Source organism: Streptomyces coeruleorubidus (assembly GCF_028885415.1).
In the GTDB taxonomy this organism is placed as follows: domain Bacteria; phylum Actinomycetota; class Actinomycetes; order Streptomycetales; family Streptomycetaceae; genus Streptomyces; species Streptomyces coeruleorubidus_A.
The window spans coordinates 1,741,329-1,758,696 of sequence record NZ_CP118527.1 but is presented as its reverse complement, the minus strand read 5'-3'; the positions used below and the strand labels follow the sequence as shown (position 1 = coordinate 1,758,696).

At 72.2% G+C, this 17,368-nt stretch carries 15 protein-coding genes; 9 read left to right on the top strand and 6 right to left on the bottom strand.

Features of this window, described 5'->3' with window-relative positions; translation table 11 throughout:
• The first annotated feature begins 150 nt into the window (after window positions 1-150).
• From PV963_RS08185 to PV963_RS08165, 5 genes are all read left to right on the top strand, one after another.
• Complete coding sequence (locus tag PV963_RS08185; RefSeq protein ID WP_274814981.1) at window positions 151-1,593, top strand: GuaB1 family IMP dehydrogenase-related protein; 1,443 nt, start codon at window positions 151-153, stop codon at window positions 1,591-1,593.
• A gap of 81 nt (window positions 1,594-1,674) precedes the next feature.
• A complete protein-coding gene (locus PV963_RS08180) occupies window positions 1,675-2,241 on the top strand; it encodes a GNAT family N-acetyltransferase (RefSeq protein WP_274814980.1) in 567 nt (188 codons plus the stop codon).
• Between the two features lie 167 nt (window positions 2,242-2,408).
• Entirely contained in the window at window positions 2,409-3,875 is a 1,467-nt protein-coding gene (locus PV963_RS08175) for an amino acid permease (RefSeq protein WP_274814978.1), read from the top strand.
• Between the two features lie 10 nt (window positions 3,876-3,885).
• Window positions 3,886-4,338, top strand: coding sequence for an Lrp/AsnC family transcriptional regulator (locus tag PV963_RS08170; RefSeq protein ID WP_010046396.1), 453 nt, complete (start codon window positions 3,886-3,888; stop codon window positions 4,336-4,338).
• A gap of 149 nt (window positions 4,339-4,487) precedes the next feature.
• Window positions 4,488-5,678, top strand: coding sequence for an MFS transporter (locus PV963_RS08165; RefSeq protein ID WP_274814977.1), 1,191 nt, complete (start codon window positions 4,488-4,490; stop codon window positions 5,676-5,678).
• On the opposite strand, the gene PV963_RS08160 is transcribed toward PV963_RS08165, so the two are convergent.
• Window positions 5,653-6,195 (bottom strand): Repetin, encoded by a 543-nt coding sequence (locus PV963_RS08160; RefSeq protein ID WP_274814976.1) that lies wholly within the window; start codon window positions 6,193-6,195, stop codon window positions 5,653-5,655. The genes PV963_RS08165 and PV963_RS08160 overlap by 26 nt on opposite strands.
• A 299-nt stretch (window positions 6,196-6,494) precedes the next feature.
• Here PV963_RS08160 and PV963_RS08155 point away from each other — a divergent pair, with 299 nt between their 5' ends.
• Together PV963_RS08155 and PV963_RS08150 are read left to right on the top strand one after the other, a co-directional pair.
• A complete protein-coding gene (locus PV963_RS08155; RefSeq protein WP_274814975.1) occupies window positions 6,495-7,283 on the top strand; it encodes a carbon-nitrogen hydrolase family protein in 789 nt (262 codons plus the stop codon).
• A gap of 51 nt (window positions 7,284-7,334) precedes the next feature.
• A complete protein-coding gene (locus PV963_RS08150; RefSeq protein ID WP_274814974.1) occupies window positions 7,335-9,032 on the top strand; it encodes a flavin monoamine oxidase family protein in 1,698 nt (565 codons plus the stop codon).
• A 33-nt stretch (window positions 9,033-9,065) separates the two neighbouring features.
• On the opposite strand, the gene PV963_RS08145 is transcribed toward PV963_RS08150, so the two are convergent.
• Together PV963_RS08145 and PV963_RS08140 are read right to left on the bottom strand one after the other, a co-directional pair.
• Window positions 9,066-9,599, bottom strand: coding sequence for a hypothetical protein (locus PV963_RS08145; protein ID WP_274814973.1), 534 nt, complete (start codon window positions 9,597-9,599; stop codon window positions 9,066-9,068).
• Window positions 9,600-10,067: 468 nt separating this feature from the next.
• Complete coding sequence (locus PV963_RS08140; RefSeq protein ID WP_274814972.1) at window positions 10,068-10,766, bottom strand: DUF5995 family protein; 699 nt, start codon at window positions 10,764-10,766, stop codon at window positions 10,068-10,070.
• Between the two features lie 175 nt (window positions 10,767-10,941).
• On the opposite strand from PV963_RS08140, the gene PV963_RS08135 reads away from it, so the two are divergent.
• A complete protein-coding gene (locus PV963_RS08135; RefSeq protein WP_274821969.1) occupies window positions 10,942-12,075 on the top strand; it encodes a glycoside hydrolase family 6 protein in 1,134 nt (377 codons plus the stop codon).
• Here the strand turns inward: PV963_RS08135 and PV963_RS08130 are convergent.
• Window positions 12,054-13,433: a uracil-xanthine permease family protein gene (locus PV963_RS08130; protein WP_274814971.1), complete on the bottom strand. Its 1,380-nt coding sequence runs from the start codon at window positions 13,431-13,433 to the stop codon at window positions 12,054-12,056. The two genes, PV963_RS08135 and PV963_RS08130, sit on opposite strands and share 22 nt — an antisense overlap.
• Before the next feature lie 119 nt (window positions 13,434-13,552).
• Window positions 13,553-14,758 carry an MFS transporter gene (locus tag PV963_RS08125; RefSeq protein ID WP_274814970.1) on the bottom strand — a complete coding sequence of 402 codons (1,206 nt, stop codon included), beginning with the start codon at window positions 14,756-14,758 and terminating at the stop codon, window positions 13,553-13,555.
• A gap of 178 nt (window positions 14,759-14,936) precedes the next feature.
• On the opposite strand from PV963_RS08125, the gene PV963_RS08120 reads away from it, so the two are divergent.
• Complete coding sequence (locus PV963_RS08120) at window positions 14,937-16,199, top strand: ROK family transcriptional regulator (RefSeq protein WP_274814969.1); 1,263 nt, start codon at window positions 14,937-14,939, stop codon at window positions 16,197-16,199.
• Window positions 16,200-16,213: 14 nt separating this feature from the next.
• Here the strand turns inward: PV963_RS08120 and PV963_RS08115 are convergent, their stop codons facing one another.
• The gene (locus PV963_RS08115; protein WP_274814968.1) at window positions 16,214-16,990 is read right to left on the bottom strand and encodes an SDR family oxidoreductase; all 777 of its coding nucleotides are present in this window, start codon (window positions 16,988-16,990) and stop codon (window positions 16,214-16,216) included.
• Between the last annotated feature and the right edge of the window lie 378 nt (window positions 16,991-17,368).

The window sequence follows — 17,368 nt, the reverse complement described above, 5'->3', positions numbered from 1 at the left end:
CTTGGAGCATCCTCCTAAGGCGCCCCTGACCAGCCTGGATGATCCGCTGGGGGACGTCGGCGCGCCCGGCATGGGACAATGAAGTACGTGCTCTTTCCCCCTGGCCGGCCGGTCGGGGGGTCACCTCTGATCGACTGGGATGTGCAGCACGTGCGTTTCCTCAATGACATCCAGCCCGGGTACGACCTGACGTACGACGACGTCTTCATGGTGCCGAGCCGCTCCGCGGTCGGCTCGCGCCAGGGCGTGGACCTCAGCTCCCCGGACGGCACGGGCACCACCATCCCGCTCGTCGTCGCCAACATGACCGCCATCGCGGGGCGCCGCATGGCCGAGACCGTGGCCCGCCGCGGCGGCCTCGTCGTCATACCGCAGGACATCCCCATCGACGTGGTCACCGACGTCGTCTCCTGGGTGAAGGGCCGCCACCTGGTCCTGGACACCCCGATCATGCTGGCGCCCCACCAGACCGTCGCGGACGCGCTGTCCCTGCTGCCCAAGCGCGCTCACAACGCCGGAGTCGTCGTCGACGAGAACCACCGGCCGATCGGCGTGGTCACCGACTCCGACCTGGCCGGCGTGGACCGCTTCACGCAGCTGGCCGAGGTCATGTCCCGGGACCTGCTGCTCATCGACGCGGACATGGACCCGGGCGAGGCCTTCGACACCCTCGACCACGCCAACCGCCGCTACGCGCCCGCGGTGAACAAGGACGGCACGCTCGCCGGCATCCTCACCCGCAAGGGCGCCCTGCGCGCCACGCTCTACAAGCCGGCCACGGACGCGCGGGGGCGGCTGCGCATCGCCGCCGCCGTCGGCATCAACGGCGACGTCGCCGGCAAGGCCAAGCAACTGCTCGACGCGGGCGTCGACACGCTCGTCATCGACACCGCGCACGGCCACCAGGAGTCGATGATCAGCGCCCTGAAGCTGGTGCGCGACCTCGACCCGCAGGTGCCGATCGTCGCGGGCAACGTCGTGGCCGCCGCGGGCGTGCGCGACCTGATCGAGGCGGGCGCGGACATCGTCAAGGTCGGTGTCGGACCCGGCGCCATGTGCACCACGCGCATGATGACCGGCGTCGGCCGGCCGCAGTTCTCCGCCGTCCTGGAGTGCGCCGCCGAGGCGAAGAAGTACGGCAAGCACGTGTGGGCCGACGGCGGGATCCGCCACCCGCGCGACGTGGCCATGGCCCTCGCGGCCGGCGCGTCCAACGTGATGGTCGGCTCCTGGTTCGCGGGCACCTACGAGTCCCCGGGCGACCTCCAGCACGACGCCCAGGGACGGGCCTACAAGGAGTCCTTCGGCATGGCCTCCGCGCGGGCCGTGCGCAACCGCACCTCGGAGGAGTCGGCGTACGACCGGGCCCGCAAGGCGCTGTTCGAGGAGGGCATCTCCACGTCCCGGATGTTCCTCGACCCGGCCCGCCCCGGCGTCGAGGACCTGATCGACTCGATCATCGCGGGCGTCCGCTCCTCCTGCACGTACGCCGGTGCCGGCTCCCTGGAGGAGTTCGCCGAGAAGGCCATCGTCGGCATCCAGAGCGCCGCCGGCTACGCGGAGGGCCAGCCGCTGCACGCCAGCTGGAACTGACGGTCCGCACGCCCCTCGTCCCAGGCCCCCGAGGAAAAAATCGGGGGCCTTGTGCGTGCGGGCGCCCTACCGTCGTACGCCATGGAGATCACCGTCTGCCGGGCCGCCGACGTGGCACCGCTCGACCAGTACATGGGCTCACCGGGCGCCACCTCGTTCCACGCGCGCCGCTTCGAGCGGCAGGAGCGGGGCGAGAGCACGTATCTCGTCGCCTGGCTCGACGGACGGCCCGTGGGGCACACGGAGCTGCGCTGGGGCGGCTGCGACGACACGGCCGTACGCGCGGCACGGCCCGGCTGCCCGGAGATCAACGCGCTGACCGTGTGGCCCAAGACGCTGCGCTCGCTCGGCATCGGCAGCGCCCTGGTCCGGGCCGCCGAGGAACGCGCCCGGGAGCGGGGCCGCACGGCCATCGGCCTCGGCGTCGCCCACGACAACCCGCGCGCCGCCGCCCTCTACGCCCGGCTCGGCTACCAGCCCCTCACCCCCTACGTCGGCCGCTGGTCCTACGAGGACCACGAGGGGGTCACGCACGAGTGTGTCGAGGAGCTCACCTTCCTGGTGAAAGAGCTGGTCCGGACAAGTCCTGTGCAACGGACGAACGCAGCCGTGCAACGAACCTCCGGTCACTCCCGAGGAACGCAATGATCTTGCGGGCACGCGCAAGGTTGCTGCATTACACGGGCAACGCCGCTGCTCGTAGGCTGTCGCCTCGTACGTGGCGTGGCGGGGACCCCGCTCGGTGGGTCCCGGCTGTCGGGCGGGGCGCTGCCGTCCCTGCCACCAGAGACCGGCAGTGACGAAGGAGTCAGCGCGTGCTCGACCAAGGCGCACCCCCGCACAGCAGTAGTCAGACCGCCCCGCCGTCCCCGGGCGTCGGCGCGCGCCTCATGCGTCGCAAGCCGGTGGAGAACCTGGTCGCGGAGGGTGGCCAGGGCGAGGGAGGGTCGCTGCGGCGCTCCCTCGGGCTGTGGCAGCTCACCATGATCAGCATCGGTGCCACCCTCGGCACCGGCATCTTCGTCGTGCTCGGCGAGGCCGTCCCCAAGGCGGGCCCGGCCGTCACGCTCGCCTTCGTCATCGCCGGCCTGACAGCCCTGTTCTCGGCCCTGTCCTACGCCGAGCTGGCGGGCACCATCCCGGTCTCCGGCTCCTCGTACTCGTATGCGTACGCAACGATGGGCGAGCTGATCGCCTGGATATGCGGCTGGTGTCTGGTCCTGGAGTACGGCGTGTCCGTCGCCGCCGTCGCCGTCGGCTGGGGTGAGTACCTCAACGAAATGCTCGACGGGACCATCGGCGTCACCATCCCGGCCGCCCTGTCCGCACCGCCCGGCGACGGCGGAGTGTTCAACCTGCCCGCGCTGATCGTCGTCCTGCTCGCGATGGCGTTCCTGCTGGGCGGCGCCCGCGAGTCCGCCCGCGCCAACACCGTCATGGTCATCGTGAAGATCGGCGCGCTGGTGCTGTTCTGCGCCATCGGCGTCCAGGGCTTCCGCTCCGGCAACTACGAGAACTTCATGCCGCTGGGCATGGCCGGTGTCAGCGCGGCCGGTGCCACGCTGTTCTTCTCCTACATCGGCTTCGACGCCGCCTCCACCGCCGGCGAGGAGGCGAAGAACGCCCAGCGTGACCTGCCGCGCGCGATCATGCTGTCGCTCGTCATCGTCACGGCGCTGTACGTCCTGGTCGCCGCCGTCGCGGTCGGCGCCAAGCCCTGGAAGAACTTCACCGGCTCCGAGGCCGCCCTCGCCCAGATCATGAGCGAGGTCACCGGACAGACCTTCTGGGGCACGCTGCTGGCGTTCTGCGCCGTCATCGCCATCGCGAGCGTGGTGCTGACCGTGCTGTACGGCCAGACCCGCATCCTGTTCGCCATGTCCCGCGACGGGCTGGTCCCCAAGGTGTTCGCCCGGGTCCACCCGAAGACCGGTGCGCCCCGCGCCAACACGCTGATCGTGTCCCTGTTCTGCGGTGTCCTCGCCGCCGCGATCCCGCTCGGGCAGCTCGCCGACGCCACCAGCATCGGCACGCTGTTCGCCTTCGCGCTGGTCAACGTGGCCGTCGTGGTGCTGCGCCGGACCCGGCCGGACATGCCGCGCACCTTCCGCGTGCCGCTCTCCCCGGTCCTGCCCGCGCTGGGCTTCGCCTTCTGCCTCTGGATGATGGGCAGCCTGTCGGCCGTGACCTGGGTGGTCTTCGGTGTCTGGATGGCCGCCGGGCTCGTGTTCTACTTCGTGTACGGCTATCGCCGTTCCCGACTCGCACCATCCGAGAAGTGATCAACCCACTGTGCTGAACGATCTCGACGAACGCATCGTGCACGCCCTCGCCGAGGACGCCCGCCGCTCCTACGCCGACATCGGCCACATCGTCGGTCTGTCCGCGCCCGCCGTGAAACGGCGCGTGGACCGGCTGCGCGCCACCGGAGCCATCACCGGCTTCACCGTACGGGTGGACCCGGGCGCCCTCGGCTGGCAGACCGAGGGGTTCGTCGAGATCTACTGCCGGGGCAACACCTCCCCGGAGACCATCCAGCGGGGCCTGGAGCGCTACCAGGAGGTCGTGGCCGCGTCCACCGTCACCGGGGACGCGGACGCGATCGCCCAGGTCTTCGCCTCCGACATGCGGCACTTCGAACGGGTCCTGGAGCGCATCGCCGGGGAGCCGTTCGTCGAGCGGACCAAGTCCGTGCTCGTGCTGTCGCCGCTGCTGCGGCGCTTCTCGTCGGGTTCGCCCACGTAATTCGCCCACGTAATCCGCGGGACGATCCGCCGGTCAGCGCCTAGCATCGGTGTCATGACCTGGCGACATTGATCCACCAGCCGCGCCTCCCGAGGACCGCCTCGGACGCCGTACCTCCGGCGTCCGATCGGTCCTTACGGGAAGGCCTCATGACACTCTCACCCGCACGCGTGCCCGCCACCGGCGTCCGACGGCTGACGACCACGCTGTACGGCTACGCGTTCCTCGACGACTTCGTCCTGCTCTACCCGGTGTACGCGCTGCTGTTCGCCGACACCGGCATGTCGCTCTGGCAGATCTCCTCCCTGTTCGCCCTGTGGTCGATCACCTCGGTGGTGCTGGAAGTGCCCTCCGGCGCCTGGGCCGACGCCGTGTCGCGTCGCCGGCTGCTGTGGATCGGCCCGCTGCTCACCGCCGCCGGCTTCGCGCTGTGGGTGGCCGTCCCGTCGTACTGGGCCTTCGCGGCCGGATTCGTCCTGTGGGGCGCCGGCGGAGCGCTCGGCTCCGGCGCGCTGGAGGCGCTGGTGTACGACGAGCTGGATCATCTCGGCGCCGCCGACCGGTACGCGCGGGTCATGGGCCGGGCACGGGCCGCGCGGCTGGTGGGCACCGTGGCCTCCCTCGGCCTCGCGGGGCCCGTCTTCGCCCAGGGCGGCTACACGGCTGTCGGAGCCGCGAGCTTCCTGGCCTGTGTACTGACCGCCGTCACCGCGACCCGGTTCCCCGAGCACCGGGTGCGGCCGGACAGCGCCGACGACAGCTGGGCGACGACCCTGCGGGCCGGTCTCGCCGAGGTCCGCAGGGACCGTTCCGTGCGCGGCGCCCTGCTGCTGATCCCGGCCGTGGCCGCGGTGTGGGGCGCGCTCGACGAGTACACCCCGCTGCTGGTCCGGGACATCGGCGTCGCCGAAGCGACGGTGCCCTACCTGATCATGCTGATCTGGGCAGGCGTCACCGTCGGCAGCCTCCTGACCGGCCCGGCCGAACGCCTCGGCCCGGCCGGTCTCGCCGCGCTGCTCGCGGGCGCCGCACTCGCCCTGGCCGTGGGTGCCGCGGCCCGCTCACTGGCCGGCATCGCTCTCGTGAGCCTCGCCTTCGCCGGGTTTCAGCTGGCGGAGGTGCTGGCCGACGCCCGCCTCCAGCACCGTATCGACGAGTCCCGCCGGGCCACGCTCACCTCCGTGGCGAGCCTGGGCACCGAGCTGGCGACGGTCGCCACATTCGGCGTGTACGCGCTGCTCGGCACGGACATGGCGCACAGCACCGTCTTCGCGGTGCTGGCGATGCCCTATCTGGTGACGGCGCTGGCGCTGGCTAGAGCTCGGGCTGCCAGGGAGTGACCGAGAAGTCGCCGGTGCCCTTCTCGACCTTCTCGTAGGGCGCCGAGCTGACGCACTTGGGCAGGTCCTTCGTGGCGACCGGGGTACCGGTCGTGGCCCAGCTGTAGCCGAGCCGGTCGCGGTGACCGATGTCCTGCACGGTGATCCCGACGCGCTTGCCCTTCGCACCGGGCAGGTCGGAGGAGGTGATGACGCCGGAGACGACAGCCACCTTGCCGCCGGTGACCAGACAGTCCACCGTCGCCTTCGCCCAGGCGCCCTTGCCGTTCAGGTAGTGGCTCCACTCGAAGGTGCCGGTGGCCTTCATCGGGTCGAGCTTGTCCTCGGCCGCCAGGTGCGCGTCGAAGGAGAAGGTGATGTCGTCCCCGTCCGAGCGGTACAGCTTGGCCTTGCCGGTGAGCGCGGCGGCCTCACGCCCGCTCTCGCCGGGGGCCAGGGCTCCGGCGGAGCCGGCCGCGGCAGCGACGGCGAGCAGCAGCGCGGAGCCGAGTAAGGCGGTCTTCGTACGGCGGTTCATGGCGGTCCTTTCCGCAGGTGACGCACGTCAACTGGACGCTCACCACTGTCCCGGCGCGGCGCCCGCGCCACATCGCACCCGAGACGGGACCCGGCCTCCGCCGCCCGGCGGGGAGACATCGCTGAGCCTGCGCCCAGGGGAGGACCGGACAGCGTCCGCAACGAATCGCCGCCGACCCGGTGGCGCACGCAACGAACCGCTCACGGACACGCAACGGCTCCTTCTTGTCCGCCCAGTCGAGGGGCCCGTACCGTCTACGTGGCCCCTCCAACCACCCTTCCGCCCGGTGAGGAACACGCATGCGCACCGCCCTGCTCCAGAGCTCCGGCCGACCCGGCTCCACCGTCGAGAACCTCAAGGTCCTCGACGAGGCCGCGGGCCGGGCCGCCGCCGCGGGCGCCGGGCTGCTGGTCGCGCCGGAGATGTTCCTGACCGGGTACGCGATCGGCGACGAGATCGGCCGGCTCGCCGAGCCCGCCGACGGCGACTGCGCGGACGCCATCGCCGAGACCGCGACCAGGCACGGACTGGCGATCGCCTACGGCTACCCCGAGCAGGCCGGCGACGCCGTGTTCAACTCCGCCCAGCTGATCTCCGCCGGCGGCACCCGTCTCGCCAACTACCGCAAGACCCACCTCTTCGGCTGCTTCGAGCGGGACCACTTCACCCCCGGGGAACAGCCGGTCGTCCAGGCGGAGATCGGCGGTCTGCGCGTCGGGATCCTGATCTGCTACGACGTCGAGTTCCCGGAGAACGTCCGCGCCCACGCCCTCGCAGGCACCGACCTGCTGGTCGTCCCGACCGCGCAGATGCACCCGTTCCAGTTCGTCGCGGAGTCGATGATCCCGGTGCGCGCCTTCGAGAACCAGATGTACGTCGCGTACGTCAACCGGGTCGGCCGGGAGGGCGAGTTCGAGTTCGTGGGGCTGTCCACGCTCGCCGGGCCCGACGGGGTCGCCCGCACCCGCGCCGGGCGCGCCGAGGAGCTCGTCCTCGCCGACGTCGACCCCGCCTTCCTCGCCGCGTCGCGCGAGGCCAACCCGTATCTGCGGGACCGGCGCCCGGGCCTGTACGGGCCGCTCGTCTGACCTCCCCCCCCCCGGCACCTGCCTGTTTCTTCTGCAAGGAGTCCGCACCCCATGACGTCCACCGTGCCCAACGCCGTCGAGCACGCAGACGCGCAGCAGCCGCCGATCACCATGTTCGGCCCGGATTTCCCGTACGCGTACGACGACTTCCTCGCCCACCCGGCGGGTCTGGGCCAGGTACCCGCGACCGAGCACGGCACTCAGGTCGCGGTCATCGGCGGCGGCCTGTCCGGCATCGTCGCCGCGTACGAGCTGATGAAGATGGGCCTCAAGCCGGTCGTGTACGAGGCCGACCGGATCGGCGGCCGGCTGCGGACGGTGGGCTTCGACGGGTGTGACGACTCCCTCACCGCCGAGATGGGGGCGATGCGCTTCCCGCCGTCCTCCACGGCTCTGCAGCACTACATCGACCTGGCCGGGCTTGAGACGCGGCCGTTCCCCAACCCCCTCTCCGAGGCGACCCCGTCGACCGTCGTCGATCTCAAGGGCGAGTCGCACTACGCCGAGACGATCGCCGACCTGCCCCAGGTCTACCGGGACGTCGCCGAGGCCTGGAACCGGTGCCTGGAGGAGGGCGCCGACTTCTCCGACATGAACCGGGCCCTGCGCGAGCGGGACGTCCCGCGCATCCGCGAGATCTGGTCCAGGCTCGTCGAGAAGCTCGACAACCAGACCTTCTACGGCTTCCTCTGCGACTCCGAGGCGTTCCGGTCCTTCCGGCACCGCGAGATCTTCGGCCAGGTCGGCTTCGGCACGGGCGGCTGGGACACCGACTTCCCGAACTCCATCCTGGAGATCCTGCGCGTCGTCTACACCGAGGCCGACGACCACCACCGCGGCATCGTCGGCGGCTCCCAGCAACTGCCGCTGCGCCTCTGGGACCGCGAGCCGGAGAAGATCGTCCACTGGGCGTACGGGACCTCGCTGGCGAAGCTGCACGAGAACGGCGAGCCGCGCCCGGCCGTCACCCGACTGCACCGCACCGCGGGCAACCGCATCACCGTGACCGACGCGCGCGGCGACATCCGCACCTACCCGGCGGCGATCTTCACCGCACAGTCCTGGATGCTGCTGTCGAAGATCGACTGCGACGACTCGCTCTTCCCGATCGACCACTGGACGGCCATCGAGCGCACCCACTACATGGAGAGCTCCAAGCTCTTCGTGCCGGTCGACCGGCCGTTCTGGCTCGACAAAGACGAGGAGACTGGCCGGGACGTCATGTCGATGACGCTCACCGACCGTATGACGCGCGGGACCTACCTCCTCGACAACGGCCCGGACCAGCCCGCCGTCATCTGCCTCTCCTACACCTGGTGCGACGACAGCCTGAAGTGGCTGCCGCTGTCCGCGAACGAGCGGATGGAGGTCATGCTGAAGTCGCTCGGCGAGATCTATCCCAAGGTCGACATCCGGGGGCACATCATCGGCAACCCGGTGACCGTCTCCTGGGAGAACGAGCCCTACTTCATGGGCGCGTTCAAGGCAAACCTGCCCGGCCACTACCGCTACCAGCGGCGCCTGTTCACACACTTCATGCAGGACCGGCTGCCCGAGGACAAGCGCGGCATCTTCCTCGCCGGCGACGACATCTCCTGGACGGCCGGCTGGGCCGAGGGCGCCATCCAGACCGCCCTCAACGCGGTCTGGGGCGTCATGCACCACTTCGGCGGCACGACCGACCCGGCCAACCCGGGCCCCGGCGACGTGTACGACGAGATCGCGCCGGTGGAGCTTCCGGAGGACTGACCGGGCGGCCGGGTCCTCCGCCGGGTTCGGCCGTCACGCCCTGGGCCCGGCGCGGGCCCTGATCCGCCTGGCGTACCGGAGGTTCCTCGCCGCGCCGGCCTGTCCGGGACGTGACCGCACCCGCCGCGCCGGTCGTGGCCGCGGGCTCGGGGCGGCATCGCCTACGGACTCGGTGGCATCCTCGTCCTCCGGACCACCGGCCGGAAGCCTGCGGCGGATGACCATCGCGACCACGGCGGCGATGGCGCTCACGGACACGGCGAGTCCGCCCAGGCCGGTGATCGCCTCGGCCACCCGCCGCCCCAGGTCCCTGGCCCAGGAGAGCCAGTTGTCGTCCTCGGGCGGCGCCACCGCGTCCACGCTCCAGACCAGGGGCGGCTTCTCCACCAGCACCGTGTCGGTGTCGCGGAGGTAGGAGGTCATGGTGAGCGCGATACTGAAGGTCCCCGCCCGCTCGGCCTGCACTTCCCACAGCCAGACAGCGACGTCCTGGCGGGTCAGGACGTTCTGTCGCTGCGACGACAGCGGCGTGCACCGCACACCGGCACCGGTGCAGTGCAGCTTCACGCCTCTCTGCGTACCCGCGCTGACGACCGCTTGGGACTCGCCGGGGCCGGACGGGATCCGGGCGCCCGGAATCTCGACTCGGAACCGGCGCGGCGGCGCATCCGCCACGAGCCCCAGGGCCAGCGGGTTCGTGTGGACGACGGTGACGTCGAAGAGCCGGCGACGCTCCCGCTCGATCTCCTCGACATAGGACGACTGATCGGACGGGGTGCCGTTCCCACCGCAGCACCACCGGGCCCGTCCTCGTCCTCGCTGCGCGTGACGAACCCGACGAAGCTGCCCCAGACCAGGGCGAGCAAGAGCCCGAGCGCGACCCAGGAAACGCCGCCCAGGGCATCGAGGACCATGAGCACCGAGCTGCGCCGACGAGCCCGCCACGCGCGTAATCCGACCATGCGCGCACAGCGTTGTGAACGATCCTGTCACCCGGCCCACGCCCCAAGCCGACGCCCGGGCAACCGAGTTGGATCAGCGCTGCAACGGCGTGAGCAGCATGCGCCCCGCGAGGCCCACCGCCGTGTCCAGGTGCTGCGTGAACTCCCCGGCGATGTCGGGGAGTCCCCGCAGGGCCCACAGGGCCCGGGCCGCCGTCCACGCCGCGTCGCGGGCCCGCTCCAGGCTCCACGAGCCCAGCAGATGGGTCAGCGGGTCGGCGATCTGGAGCAGGTCGGGGCCCGGCATCAGATCTTCGCGGATGCGCTCCTCCAGCGAGACGAGGAGATCGCCCACCGCGTCGAACTCGTCCTCCAGGTCGGCGGGTGCGCAGCCGAGCGTACGGCAGGTGTCCACGACGGCCAGCGCGAGATCGTGCCCGATGTGCGCGTTGATGCCCGCGAGTGCGAACTGCAACGGCCGTACCCCGGGATGGCGGCGGAACTGGAACAGCGGCCGCCAGCAGGCCGGTGCGCGCCGGTCCTTCGCCGCCGCCTCGACGGCGTCCAGGTACCGCTGCGCGAACCGTACGTCCAGCGTGATCGCGGCGTACGGGTCCGCGAACCGCCCGGTGTCGACGTACCGGTCCACCACTTCCGTCACGGCGAGATAGACGCGGTTGAAGACGGCCACCCCGTCCCGGGGGTGCAGAGTCGCGTCGAGGGCGCGCATACGGGAGATGACTCCGTCGACCGGTGTGTCCACGGCTGGGGGGACTTGTTCGCATCGCGGCATGCGGGCAGAGTCCCAGCTCTAGGCTGGCGGGAGTACCGGCGGGCCCGGCGCTTCCCCGAAACGGGGGAACACCGCCCGCCGCAGGGGGAGGGGGACCGGCACCGTGTCAGGCTTACGTGCCCAGCGCCTGGCCGCCCGCAGGGCCGAGCGCAGGCGCGCCGTCCGGCGTGGCGCGATGGTCGTGGCGGCCTCCCTCGTGGTCGCGGCCGGCTCGGTCGCCGGGGTGCTGTCGGCGTTGGACGACCGGAGCGGCTCGGACCAGGCCAGGCGCCCCCAGGTGTCCGCGTCGCCCCGTATGGCGCCCCTGCCCGCGGTGCCGTCGGCGTCCCCGTCGGCCACCGAGTCCGCTTCCCCCACGCCCGTCACCTCCGCGCCCAGCACACCGAGCCCCACGCCGTCGCCGTCGACAACCCGGAAGAAGCAGGAGCGGACCGTCCCCGTGAGCCCGCGGCTCCACCGCCACCCCGACTCGCAGGTGCTCGACTGGGTCCGTGCCAACTCCGGCGATCCCCGCCACGCGGTCATCGCCTCCCGCATCGCCGACCAGCCGGCCGCCGTCTGGTTCGCCGACTACTCCCCGGACACGCTCACCGCCCGGGTCGCAGCGGTGACGTCGGGCGGTGCCGCACTGGGCCGGGTGCCCGTCCTCGTGCCCTACGCGATCCCCGGCCGGGACTGCGGCGGTCACTCCCAGGGCGGGGCGCCCGACCTGGACGCCTACGACGCCTGGATCGACCGGTTCGCCGACGGACTGGGCTCCGGCGAGGTCATCGTCGTCCTGGAGCCGGACTCGGTCGCCCAGGCAGAGTGCCTGTCCCCCGGTGAGCGCGCGGACCGCTTCGCCTCACTGGCCCGGGCCGGACGCGTCCTGAAGGCCGCCAACCCCCGGGCCCGCGTGTACTTCGACGCGGGACACTCGGGCTGGAACGCGCCCGGCAAGCAGGCGACGTGGCTGCGGCAGGCCGGTGCCGCCTCGCCAGAGTCCTCCGACGGGATCTTCAGCAACGTCTCCAACTTCCACACCACGGCCGACGAGGTGGCCTACGACCGGCGGGTCCTCGACGCGCTCGACGGCCCGGCGGGCCTGGGCGCCGTCATCGACACCAGCCGCAACGGCAACGGCGCCCCGCCCGACGGCACCTGGTGCGACCCGGCGGGCCGCAAGCTCGGCCGGACACCGACCCTCAGCACCGGCGAGGACCGGATCGACGCCTACCTGTGGGTCAAGCTGCCGGGGGAGTCGGACGGCTGCAAGGGCAAGCCGGGGACGTTCACGGCGTCGTACGCCTACGACTTGGCCTCGTCGTAGGAGCTGGTGCCCTCGTCCAGCAGCGGCTGCTGCGTCTTCAGGTGGGGCGGGGCGAAGGCCCGCAGCGCGTGGTAGCCGGTGATGACGACGAGCGTGCCGAGCGCGATGCCGCTCAGCGAGAAGGAGTCCGTGATCTCCATGGAGACGTTGCCGACGCCGATGATGATGCCCGCGGCCGCCGGGACCAGGTTCAGCGGATTGCGCAGGTCCACCTCGGCGTTGATCCAGATCTGGGCGCCGAGCAGGCCGATCATGCCGTACAGGATGACGGTGATCCCGCCGAGCACCCCGCCCGGGATCGCCGCGACGACCGCGCCGAACTTCGGGCAGAGGCCGAAGAGCAGGGCGAAGCCGGCGGCGGCCCAGTAGGCGGCCGTCGAGTAGACGCGGGTCGCGGCCATCACGCCGATGTTCTCGGAGTACGTGGTGTTGGGCGGGCCGCCGACCGCGGTGGACAGCATCGAGCCGACGCCGTCGGCCGCGATCGCCGTGCCGAGCTTGTCGTCCAGCGGGTCGCCGGTCATCTCGCCGACCGCCTTGACGTGCCCGGCGTTCTCCGCGACCAGCGCGATGACGACCGGCAGGGCGACCAGGATCGCCGACCACTCGAACGACGGGCCGTGCAGGGTCGGCAGCCCGATCCAGTCGGCCTGGCCCACACCGGAGAGGTCGAGCCGCCAGTGGTCGGTGAGCTTGCCGCTCGCGTCCACCGAGTGGATCTTGCCGAAGACCAGGTCGAAGACCCAGGAGATGCCGTACCCGAAGACCAGCCCCAGGAAGATCGCGATCCGCGACCAGAAACCGCGCAGACAGACGACCGCCAGCCTGGTGAAGAGCATCACGAGCAAGGCCGTCCACTGGTCCTGCGGCCAGTACGTCGAGGCCGTCACCGGCGCCAGGTTGAAGCCGATCAGCATCACCACCGCGCCGGTCACGATCGGCGGCATCGTGGCGTGGATGATCCGCGCCCCGAACCGCCGCACGGCGAGCCCCACCAGGAACAGCGCGGCGCCGACGACGAAGACCGCGCCGGTGACGGTGGCGCTGCTGCCGCCCTGGGCACGGATGACCGCCGCCACGCCGACGAAGGACAGCGAGCAGCCCAGATAGCTGGGGACGCGACCGCGGGTGGCGAGCAGGAACACGACCGTCGCGACGCCCGACATCATGATCGCGAGGTTCGGGTCCAGGCCCATCAGCACCGGTGCCACGAAGGACGCGCCGAACATGGCCACCACGTGCTGGGCGCCGAGCCCGGCCGTGCGGGGCCAGGAGAGCCGCTCGTCGGGGCGGACCACCGCGCCGGGCGCCGGGGTGCGTCCGTCGCCGTGCAGTTTCCAGCGGACGCCGAGATCCATGGTGCGGTTTCGCTTTCGTCGTGCGTGCGAGTGTCCGGACCATTGTCGGGGTGCGTCGGCGGTGGCGGTGACCGGGGCCGACCAGTGCGGTCGGGCGTCCGCTCAGGCCGGGTGTCCGCTCAGGGCCGCGGGTCGGGGACCACCGTGTCCGGCCGGCTGGTCTTCGCCCGGTCGCCGGGGCGCAGCACGCGCGCGAACGCCACCAGTCCGCAGGACAGCAGCGTCACCAGAGCGAACGACACCATCAGGCTGGTCACCTGCGCCAGCATGCCGATCGCGCTCGGCGCGATCAGGCCCGAGGTGTACGTGATGGTCGCGACGCCCGCGATGGCCAGGCTGGGGTTGGCCCCGCTGCGGCCCGCCGCCGCGAAGCACAGCGGCACGACGACGGCGATGCCCAGCCCCATCAGCGCGAACCCGGCCATCGCCACCGCCGGCTGCTCCGCCACGACGATCATCAGCCCGCCCAGGACGGCGAGCACACCGCTCGCGCGCACGGTCCGCACGGCGCCGAAGCGGTCCACGATCCGGTCGCCGGCGATCCGGGCGATGGCCATGGTGAGCGTGAAGCCCGTCGTGCACGCCGCCGCGAGAGCGGCCGAGGTCTCCAACTGTTCGCGCAGGTAGACCGCCGACCAGTCCAGGCTCGCGCCCTCGGCGAACACCGCGCAGAATCCGATCGCGCCGATGAGCAGCGCCGACCGGGGCGGCAGCGCGAACCTCGGCGGCGGCTCCTCGTCCTCGGCGGGCTGGAGGTCGAGCACCCACTGGCAGGACAGCACGCCGATGACCGTGAGGACCGCGGCGGCCAGCACGTGGTGCAGCCGGGCGTCCGCGCCGAGGTGCGCGGCGAGCGTGCCGGCCGCTGAGCCGACCAGGGCGCCCGCGCTCCACAAGCCGTGCAGTCCGGACATGATCGACCGGCCGAGGCGGTTCTCGACCTCGACGCCCAGCGCGTTCATCGCCACGTCCGCCATGCCCGCCGTGGCGCCGTAGGTGAACAGGGCCAGGCAGAGCGTGAGCATGTTCGGGGCGAGGGACGGCAGGACGAGCGACAGCGTCCACAGGGCGATCAGGCCGCGCAGCGCGTTGCGGGCACCGAAGCGGTGGCTGACGCTGCCGGCGAGCGGCATCGCGACGGACGCGCCGAGCGCGGGGAAGGCGAGCGCGATCCCCAACTGTCCGGCGCTGACGCCCGCGTGGTCCTGGATCCACGGCACGCGGGTGGCGAACGAGCCGGTCACGGCGCCGTGCACGGCGAACACGGCGGCCACGGCGTACCGCGACCGCTTCACCTCGTGCTGTTCGTAGACCACGTTGCTCATTCTCCGGCCCCGTCCTCTCCTGGTGTTCCCCGCTCGCCTCGCGTCTCCACGTCCATGGCGGGCGGGGGAGTGCGCTGGCGGGCGTAAACTATCAGGAACCCTGCCTGATAGATAAGGGGATTGCCGGCTGGCCGGAGGACGCGGCCGTGCGGCCCCGCAGATCTGGAAGGATCCCGGCATGCCCGCATCCCCGAGCACCGCCCGGGCCATCAACGACCGGCTCGCCCTGCGTCTGCTCCAGCAGGAGGGCCCGCTGACGGCAGGGCAGTTGAAGCAGCTGACCGGTCTGTCCCGGCCGACCGTCGCCGACCTCGTCGAACGCCTCACCGCCGCCGGGCTGATCGCGGTGGTCGGCGAGGCGGGGGAGCAGCGGCGCGGACCCAACGCCAGGGTGTACGGCATCGTCGCCGACCGGGCGCACCTCGCCGCGCTGGACGTACGCACCGAGGGCGTCGCCGTGACCGTCGCCGACCTGGTGGGACGGGTGCTGGCCGAGGCGTCGGCGCCCATCGGCGATGGCACGGGCACGGGCCCCGCCGTGGAGCAGGCGGTCATGCTGGTCGAGCGCGTGGTGAAGGAGGCCGACGCCGACCGGCTGCACACCGTCGGGATCGGGGCGCCCGGCCTGATCGACCCGGCCAGCGGCGAACTCCGCGACTCCTCCGGGCTGCCGGAGTGGCACCGCCGGCTCGTCGCCGCCCTCCAGGAGCGGCTGCCCGAGGCCCGGGTGAGCGTGGAGAACGAGACCAACCTCGCGGCGCTGGCGGAGCAGCGCGACGGGGTGGCCCGGGACCGGGACACCTTCGTCCTGCTGTGGCTGGGCCACGGAACCGGCGCGGCGGTGGTCCTCGACGGCGCGCTGCGCCGCGGTGCCTCCGGCGGCACCGGCGAGATCGGCTTCCTCCCGGTCCCGGGCACGGCCGCGCTGCCGTCCTCTAAGGACTGCGAGGGCGGCTTCCACTCCCTGGCCGCGTCGGACGCGGTCGTGGACCTCGCGGCGCGGTACGGGGTTGCGGCGGAGCCGGGGCAGGAGCCGTCGGTGGTGGGGGTGGTGAGGGCGGCGGTCGGTGTGGTGCGGTCGGCGGTGCGCGAAGCGCGGGAGGCGGAGACGGGGGCCGGGGCGTCCGAGTCCCCCACGGCCGTCCCCGCCGCCCGTTTCCTCGACGCCCTCGCCGACCGTATCGCCGTCGGCGTCGCGTCCGTCGTCGCGATCCTGGACCCCGGCTGCGTGGTGCTCGGCGGCGAGGTCGGCCAGGCGGGCGGCGACGAACTCGCGGCCCGGGTGCAGGACCGCATCGCCCGGATGACCCCTCTGCCCACGGAGGTACGGACGACCACACTCGGCGGCGGCGCGGTCCTACGCGGCGCGCTCCTCACGGCCCGCGAGCGTGCCCAGGAGGAACTCTTCACCCCGGGGGAGCGGCCGGTTCAGAGGTGGTAGACCCTCCCCGGGTGTCACGCCCTGGTCCGCCCGCTGCCGGCCTGCGCCTGCTCGCCCCCGTACCGCCGCGCCAGGTACTCCTCGAACGTGCCCGTGCCGGTCGCCCGCTGTGGCGTCAGGTGACCACCGCCGCGGAAGCCCCGGTACGCCGCGCCCCGCAGCGGTACGTTCACGACCGCCCGGCGCCGGCCGGTCGCCTTGAGATACGCGCGGGCCAGGGACTCGAGCGTCCGCACCTGCGGTCCGCCCATGTCCTCGACCCGCCCCGCCGGCGCCCCCGCCGCCAGTCCGGCCAGCCGGTCGGCGACCTCGGCCACTTCGACCGGCTGGTCCCGGACACCGGCCGGCAGGAACAGGACCGGCAGCTTCGAAAGCCCCTGGAGCAGCATGACGACCAGGTCGTGGAACTGCGTCGCCCGCAGCACGGTCCAGCCCAGCCCCGACTCCTCGACCAGCCTCTCCACCGCGAGCTTGCTCTTGTAGTAAGGGAGCGGCACCCGGTCGACGCCCACGATGGAGATGTAGACGAGGTGCCGCACACCGGCCCCGCGCGCCGCCCTGATCAGGTTCGCCGCCGCCCGCTCGTCGCCCTTCGGTGACGACGCGCAGTGCACGATCGTGTCCACACCGGCGACGGCCGCGTCCAGCGCGCCACCGCCCTCCCGCAGGTCGACCGCGTACGGCTGGGTGTGCCGGCTGAGCACCCGCACCTCGTGCCCGTCCGCGCGCAGCCGCTCGGCGACGAGCCGGCCGAGCGTTCCGGTGCCGCCGGTCACCAGGATCGTGGTCATGTTGTTCAGCCCCTTCGAACGCCAGGCGCCCCCGGACGGAGCGCCCCTCGCCAACTGAGACCGAACAGCCCCTGCCGGATGTGACAGACGGCGCCGGGCGATCCCGGGACTGTGTCCGGTGTTCCCAGGACGCGTTCGGTGTCACCGGAACCGCGTTCGGCGTCACCGGAACTGCCCCCGGCGATCCGGAAACTGCGCCCGGTGTCCCCGGAACCGCGTTCGGCGTCACCGGAACTGCCCCCCCGCGATCCGGAAACTGCGCCCGGTGTCCCCGGAACCGCACCCGGCGATCCGGAGACCGCGCTCGGCAGCCCCGGGACCGCGTCCGGTGTCCCCGGGATTGCGTCCGGTGATCCGGAGTCCGCGTCCGGTGTCCCC

What these genes read in the sequence shown, in the direction of transcription:
- PV963_RS08180 (WP_274814980.1), top strand. Translation starts at nt 1,675, where the DNA reads ATGGAGATCACCGTCTGCCGGGCCGCCGACGTGGCACCGCTCGACCAG.
- PV963_RS08165 (WP_274814977.1), top strand. Translation starts at nt 4,488, where the DNA reads ATGACACTCTCACCCGCACGCGTGCCCGCCACCGGCGTCCGACGGCTG.
- PV963_RS08160 (WP_274814976.1), bottom strand. Translation starts at nt 6,195, where the DNA reads ATGAACCGCCGTACGAAGACCGCCTTACTCGGCTCCGCGCTGCTGCTC.
- PV963_RS08155 (WP_274814975.1), top strand. Translation starts at nt 6,495, where the DNA reads ATGCGCACCGCCCTGCTCCAGAGCTCCGGCCGACCCGGCTCCACCGTC.
- PV963_RS08150 (WP_274814974.1), top strand. Translation starts at nt 7,335, where the DNA reads ATGACGTCCACCGTGCCCAACGCCGTCGAGCACGCAGACGCGCAGCAG.
- PV963_RS08140 (WP_274814972.1), bottom strand. Translation starts at nt 10,766, where the DNA reads ATGCCGCGATGCGAACAAGTCCCCCCAGCCGTGGACACACCGGTCGAC.
- PV963_RS08135 (WP_274821969.1), top strand. Translation starts at nt 10,942, where the DNA reads ATGGTCGTGGCGGCCTCCCTCGTGGTCGCGGCCGGCTCGGTCGCCGGG.
- PV963_RS08130 (WP_274814971.1), bottom strand. Translation starts at nt 13,433, where the DNA reads ATGGATCTCGGCGTCCGCTGGAAACTGCACGGCGACGGACGCACCCCG.
- PV963_RS08125 (WP_274814970.1), bottom strand. Translation starts at nt 14,758, where the DNA reads ATGAGCAACGTGGTCTACGAACAGCACGAGGTGAAGCGGTCGCGGTAC.
- PV963_RS08120 (WP_274814969.1), top strand. Translation starts at nt 14,937, where the DNA reads ATGCCCGCATCCCCGAGCACCGCCCGGGCCATCAACGACCGGCTCGCC.
- PV963_RS08115 (WP_274814968.1), bottom strand. Translation starts at nt 16,990, where the DNA reads ATGACCACGATCCTGGTGACCGGCGGCACCGGAACGCTCGGCCGGCTC.